We start from the raw sequence: 6,580 nt of genomic DNA on the forward strand, positions 1-6,580 counted from the left end.
GACGCCATCTGGTCTGTGGTCGTTGTCGTCCTTGCGCCAATCCTCATCGCTGCCGCCGGAAACTCCTCGCCATCCTCAATGCCATGATCAAAAACAATCAGGCGATCCTGTTTTGAACAACACGGTTGTCCCAGCACCTTGAGATCAGGCCGCCCGGATGGAGTTCAGGAAGGTGTCCAGTTGTGTTTTCAGCTGGTCAGCCTGGAGCGCGAGATCTTTTGAGGAACCCAGCAGCCTGGAGGCATTTTCTCCTGCCGTGCTTGCATTCTTGGCCATGCTGACAATTCGCTGCGCCACTTCACCGGTGCCGTCAGAGGCGCGTGTCACGGAAACCGTAATCTCGTTTGTCGCGTCTGATTGCTGGGAGACGGACTGGGAAATTCCGCCTGCGGATTCATTGATTTCGGAGATCGTACTGGTGATGTCCCCAATCGCCCCGACGGCGCTTTCCGTTTTCCTTTGAATTTCGCCGATCTGCGCAGAAATCTCCTCCGTTGCCTTGGAGGTCTGGTTTGCAAGCTCCTTCACCTCGGCTGCAACGACGGAAAAACCCTTGCCCGCCTCCCCGGCGCGCGCAGCCTCGATTGTTGCGTTCAAGGCCAAAAGGTTCGTCTGTTCCGCAATGCCCGAGATGAGTTCCACGATATCACCGATCTTGTTCGTTGAGGCACTCAGCTCATTCACGATATCGGCCGTATGAGTGGCCGACTGCACCCCGGCCCGCGACGTTGCGGTCGAATGGTCGACAAGTCTTGAAATTTCCCGGACCGAGCTGGAGAGTTCTTCTGACGCACTGGCCACGGAGGAGACATTATTTCCGGCGTCATCGGCCGCCTTGGACACAGCCTCCGCTTCCGTAGCCACATCCTCGGAAATCACCGTCAGCTGAGATGCCGCCGTTTCCAGCTCTGCTGCCGCGTCCGAAACGCTTGAGACAATGCCGCCCATGCTGGCCTGGAAATCATTGGCAAGGCTGTCCATCATCGACCGGCGCTCGGCAGCGGCCCGGGCATCCCGGGTCTGTGCCTCTTCTTCCAGCGCCCGGCGCTCCAGAAGTTTGGCACGCAGGGCTTCCGCAGAGCGGGCCAGATTGCCAATCGCATCCGGACGGTGCGTGTTGGCAATCTCTGTATCCAGATGGTCTTCCTCAAGCTCATTGAAACTGTACGTGATCTCGCGGATCAAGGAAGTCAGGCGCCTCGCTGCAAACCAGGAACACAGCCCCGTGCAGCCCAGCGCGGCAACCGTCAGCAGCAGGTAGAGATAAAAAGCGCCTTCAGCCTGTTTCAGGAGGGTTTGATACGTATCCTCGGTCCCTGTCATGATCCGGCCAATCACGTCAAATGCCAGCGCGCCCTTGCTCTTGATAGCCTGTTTCCAGGCGGCAATGTCCGCCTGCGTCACGACGTGGCCCGCAGGATCGTTCGCCTTGGCCCGCAGCTCTGCCAGCTTCGCCTCATCCGGACCGGACAGGAACGCCTTGACGTCCCGCGTCACATCGGCCGCCGCCAGGTTCACGACAGGCGCTGCAAAGACGGTTTGAAGGCCCACCCCCATCTTGTTCAACGTCAGGATACGGGCCGGGATCTGGGCATCGGGTTTGAGATAGTCGAGCGAAGCCGTTTCGATCAGCACGCCATCATTCAACTGCATGGCAGCATAATACGCCTGCAGGCTCTTCGACATTTCCGTCACGCCGGTCACCGAAGCCCCCCTTTGGGTCACCTCAATCGCGAGAGCTGCAATCGGCTGCATGTATTTCACACCGGCCCCCGGCGGCAGCGCGTCCGCATCTTCCAGCCTGCGGTATTCAGCCAGCATGGGCCTGGCCGCCTCAATCTGCGTTCTCAACTCCGACAGATCAGGATCGGCGATGGACAGCCTGTCATAAGCGCTCAGCAAATTCTGGTAAGCCTTGTCGGTTGCCCCCCGGATCGTGTCGCGTTGCGGTGAGCCAGGCTCGGCCTGGGCAAATCCTTCTGCCGGCAGCGCCTGTGCCAGCGCCGCCCCCGCATTACCGACATCCTTGACGGTGCTCGCGGCCTTGATGTCTTGAATCCTGCCAGCAGACTGTACGGTCATATAAACACCGAACATCATCGCAATGAGGGCTGGAATGATGACAGAAATAAGCAGCAAGCGATTGAGTGTGAGCATCTCGTCTCTCTGTTCCTGAGTGGCAACCATGCCAGGACAAAGGTTTCCGCTTCGGACAAAAACCCGAAGGAACCACCTCAGAAACTTGACTTAAATAGCTCAAATGTTCATTAATACTACGGACTTAAATATTATTGTCAATTCATACAATAATAATTACCAATCATCGCAAATAAAAATAGGAATTAATGATCAAGACAGTCATGTAAATAGATTTCTATACATATTCGGCTGGTTGCAGCCCCCCTTTCCTTTGCATGAAACGCGAGTTCCTGGTGACCCGATGCCACCCCGGCGCCTATGGCGCCCGGGGTCTATGGGCAATCCAGCGCCTGTATCAGGCGGCCTTCTTATGGGCCTGCTGTGTCAGTTCCGGCGTTGTAATCAGCCGGGCGCTGTTGTGGCCGGTCACATAGGACCACAGCCAGCTCCAGGCGACGGTGACCCGGCTGCGTGTGCCGATCAGGAAGTAGATGTGGGTCACGCCCCAAAACCACCAGGCGAGGGCGCCCTTGAGGCGGATCTTGCCAAAATCGACCACGGCCGCGCTGCGGCCAACCGTGGCAAGGTTGCCGTTATGCCGGTAGCGGAACGGCTTGGGCGCGGGTTTGCCTGACAGGCGGGCCTTGATCACCCTGGCCACATAAGCGCCCATCTGCTTGGCAGCCGGCGCTATGCCGGGCACGGGCTTGCCTTCAGCCGTCATGACCGCCGCCGTGTCACCAATAACAAACACATCCGGATGGGCGCTGACGCTCAGATCCGGCTCTACCAGAACCCGGCCAGCCCGGTCGCCGGGCACGCCCAGCCAGCGGGCCGCGTCCGAGGCCTGCACCCCGGCGGCCCAGATAATCGTGCGGGACGGGATCTCCGTCTCCCCAAGCGCAATGCCGTTACCCGAGCACGAGGTCACCGGCTGCCCGGTCAGCACCTCCACACCCAGCTTGTTCAGCGCGTTGCGGGCATAGCCGGACAGGCTGTCCGGGAAGGCCGGCAGCACTTTGGGGCCCCCTTCCACCAGCAGGACCCGCGCCTGGTGCGTATCAATGTTGCGGAACTCGTTCGGCAGAACCCTTTGAGCCAGCTCGCCGATCACCCCGGCCAGCTCAACCCCCGTCGGTCCAGCGCCAATCACTGCAAAGGTCATCTGAGCCTGACGCTCTGCCGCATCGGTGGCATTTTCAGCCGCCTCAAAGGCTGACAGCACCCTACGGCGGATGTTGGTCGCATCTTCCAGGGTCTTCAGGCCCGGCGCATAGGGCTCCCAGTTGTCATGGCCGAAATAGGAATGCCTGGCTCCTGTAGCCAGAATAAGCGTGTCATAGGAGATCGGCTCCCCCTGCTCCAGAAACACCCGCTTGGTGCTGGTGTCGACGCCACTGACGCGCGTCAGCAGCGTGGTCACGTCCTTTCTGCGCTTCAAAAGCCTGCGCAAGGGCCAGGCGATTTCAGAAACCGGGAGAATGGTTGTCGCCGCCTGATAGAGCAACGGCTGAAAGAGATGGTGGTTCCGCTGATCGATCAACGTGATCCGGGCACCGGAGCCTGCAAGGTCATGAACAGCCTTGAGGCCGCCAAAACCACCACCGACAACAACGATGTGCTTGGAGTTTGTCATTCCGGGACGTCCTGTTCTTTGCACAAACAGCGTGACCGCGATTTGCGCCCATTAAGGTCCGCCTCCTCCCGGGCGGGCCGACCTTGATGTCTTCCTGTCCTCCGTCACCACCTGAGCCGCGGCCCGAGTGGCACCCAATTCAGCCCGCTGGCTGACTCGGAAAACGGCTCTTCCTAGATCGGATCTTCCAGTCCCAGATCAAACGGCCTGTGCCTCTTCCGGTTATGCCAAAAGACATCCCTGCACAGCCGCTCTGGAAACCGGCTTCAGACGACACTGATATAGGGCCGTTTCCTGAAAACCCCAGCAGTTTGATCTGCAAGGTCTCCCCTCCATCGTAAATCATGTTGATGGCACCGCTCACAGGCCCTATTTAGGCCTGCCCCGCCTCAAGGTCGAGTCCAAAGTACCGGACGCAGCCCCCCTATAAGCACCCCCACGTCGCGCAGGCCACCGCCTGCCCACGCCTGATGGCGGAGTAGCTCAGCTGGTTAGAGCAGCGGAATCATAATCCGCGTGTCGCGGGTTCAAGTCCCTCCTCCGCTACCAATTTATTACAACAAATTCAGATACTTAAATCTCACATGCGTTGAGTTTCTTTGCCTGTAGACTGCCCGGGGTTGCATTCTGGGTTTCTGATGCGTGTGTTTGAATACGATGGGTTCTGGCAATCAGGACTTGTCAGGTTAGTAATTCACTATTTACCTTCAGAGGCTTAGTCTAACCGAAGGGAAAAATCTTGCTAAAAGATGACGTTGAAGGCTTCCTTGCCTCTTGTATTCGCCCTGATCAACTTACCCAGTTGCTTGAACGTTGCTTGGAGGATGGTTCGCTAGAAGCCTTGTTGCTTGCCTGCAGACTCTTCGAAGACGACTATGGTGGTACGACTTACAAATGGGAACTCAAGGCTCCGGCGGGTCGTTGCTTACTCTATTGGGGAGAGACAGGTGTCCAACAAATTGTGAATATTTTCGAAGCAGCTGGTACAATTGCAAATCGATCTTTGTCTATTGAAATTCTTGCAGATGTGGCAGCCTGTGAATGCACTATGCCACAAACTATCGCGAGCTATGACCGACTGTGGAAAACAGTTGAGCACAAATTGGGAGGGCTGCATAAGCTTTCGGAAGTAGCCAGGCAGGCTCTTGTGAGGTGTATTCTTTCTTTTTCAGATGACGACGACGTAAGTGCTGTAGTAGGCTTAGTATTGATGGGGAAACAATATGGAAAATCTAAATCTGCACAAGAGCTTGTGAGGGCACTTTCCAAACGTTGGCTAGCGCTCAGCACACCGATATTGAGCGAGTTCCAAAGCCTGATTGAAAGCCAGCCAAGTCATGAACCGTCTTTCCAGCGCTTTTTCGAGCAACACCCCCAACTTCTAGACCCCATGGCGATGCAAATTTGGCCGCAACCAAACGTCTTCGGCTCTCGCATTCCAGACTTCGTAATTCGGAGGTCGGACAATTCTTATATAGTTGTAGAAATTGAATGTCCCGGAAAGTCACTCGTCACTAAAGGTGGTCAGCTTTCTTACCACGCGACCCATGCAGAGCAACAAGCAGTAGACTATCGGACTTACATGATGAGTCACCTTCCCGAAATGCGAAGTATTTTTCCTGCCTTTTCCGATCCTGAGTGCCTCGTGGTTCTAGGGGTACAAAACAAACTCAAGCAAGTTCAGCAAAACGCTTTAAGCATGGCGAACAATTCACGACATAAACTGAAAATTGTAGGTTTTGATTGGCTATTGGAGAGAGCATCTGTAATCTCAGGAAACATCTCCCGGCATGACGTTGAGGTGATTAGCGCCCGCATAACTTAAGAAAGTTGGGATTTTTTTAGTTGTTCCATGCCAGTGAAAGCAATTTAGATGATTTGATGCGAGCAGTTTTTGCGCGGCTACTTGGTAATCGAGGTACAACTCGTGTGACAGGAACGCGAAAAGGCGACAGCACAGAAATATTTGGAGCTCTACTCGAGTTGAGAAACCCGCTTGCTCGGCTTAGTCGATCTCAGGCAAGAGCCCGCATATTCAGCGCAATGGGAGAATTAGTTTGGTATTTGGCCGACGATAACAGCGTAGATTTCATAGAGCACTATATTCCCGGCTACTCAGAGTTTTCAAATGATGGAACGCATGTCAATGGCGCCTATGGGCCGCGTCTTTTTGGGTTAGGTGCAAGCGACAGGAAAGAAGGGAAAGGTGAATGGAACCGCGTTATCTCCCTTTTGCGTAACCGGCCATCCTCGAGGAATGCAGTAATCCAGCTGTACTCGAATTCAGATGCGTTTGAGGCCAACAAAGATATCCCCTGCACCTGCACGTTGCATTTTGCTGTGCGAAATGGGCGGCTAAATTTGCATGTACACATGCGATCCAACGACGCTTTTAAGGGTCTGCCCCACGACATTTTTTCGTTCACAATGCTACAAGAAATTGCAACACGGGAACTGGATCTCAGGCTCGGCCACTATCAGCATTCAATAGCCAGCCTTCATCTGTACGACGACAAAAAAGACGCCCAAGTAAGCTCAGATAGACCCCGCACAGAAGCAAATAGATTTTTGAACGAGGGCTTATATGACTATGTGCCTATGCCGGCAATGCCTCCCACAAACCCATGGACAAGCATTAGTGAACTCGTCCGAGTTGAGGAGGAAATCAGGCTAGGTGGACCTGTCACGGTTTGATTCCGCCCCGAGTTCTCATTTAAGCGGCCCTGGCTTCGAATGCCAATGGGCTTTTCCATGCCAAAGCCGAGTGCCTTCTGCGCGGATTGTAGAAGCCATTGATGTATTCGA

At 55.1% G+C, this 6,580-nt stretch carries 4 protein-coding genes and 1 tRNA gene; 3 read left to right on the plus strand and 2 right to left on the minus strand.

Annotated features, from left to right (window positions below; translation table 11 throughout):
• Positions 1-144: 144 nt before the first annotated feature.
• On the minus strand, positions 145-2,157 hold the full coding sequence (locus tag ACXAH0_RS12385; RefSeq protein WP_475191555.1) for a methyl-accepting chemotaxis protein: 2,013 nt from the start codon (positions 2,155-2,157) through the stop codon (positions 145-147).
• A gap of 337 nt (positions 2,158-2,494) precedes the next feature.
• Positions 2,495-3,775 carry an NAD(P)/FAD-dependent oxidoreductase gene (locus tag ACXAH0_RS12390; RefSeq protein WP_475175382.1) on the minus strand — a complete coding sequence of 427 codons (1,281 nt, stop codon included), beginning with the start codon at positions 3,773-3,775 and terminating at the stop codon, positions 2,495-2,497.
• A gap of 472 nt (positions 3,776-4,247) precedes the next feature.
• On the opposite strand from ACXAH0_RS12390, the gene ACXAH0_RS12395 reads away from it, so the two are divergent.
• The 3 genes from ACXAH0_RS12395 to ACXAH0_RS12405 all read left to right on the plus strand — a co-directional run bounded on the left by ACXAH0_RS12395 (position 4,248) and on the right by ACXAH0_RS12405 (position 6,469).
• Positions 4,248-4,324: transfer RNA gene (locus ACXAH0_RS12395), tRNA-Met, on the plus strand.
• A gap of 190 nt (positions 4,325-4,514) precedes the next feature.
• Positions 4,515-5,600: a Shedu anti-phage system protein SduA domain-containing protein gene (locus ACXAH0_RS12400; RefSeq protein ID WP_475191558.1), complete on the plus strand. Its 1,086-nt coding sequence runs from the start codon at positions 4,515-4,517 to the stop codon at positions 5,598-5,600.
• Positions 5,601-5,620: 20 nt separating this feature from the next.
• Positions 5,621-6,469 carry a thymidylate synthase gene (locus ACXAH0_RS12405; RefSeq protein ID WP_475191560.1) on the plus strand — a complete coding sequence of 283 codons (849 nt, stop codon included), beginning with the start codon at positions 5,621-5,623 and terminating at the stop codon, positions 6,467-6,469.
• The last annotated feature ends 111 nt before the right edge of the window (positions 6,470-6,580 follow it).

This window comes from Roseibium sp. AWQ4_290 (assembly GCF_056160985.1).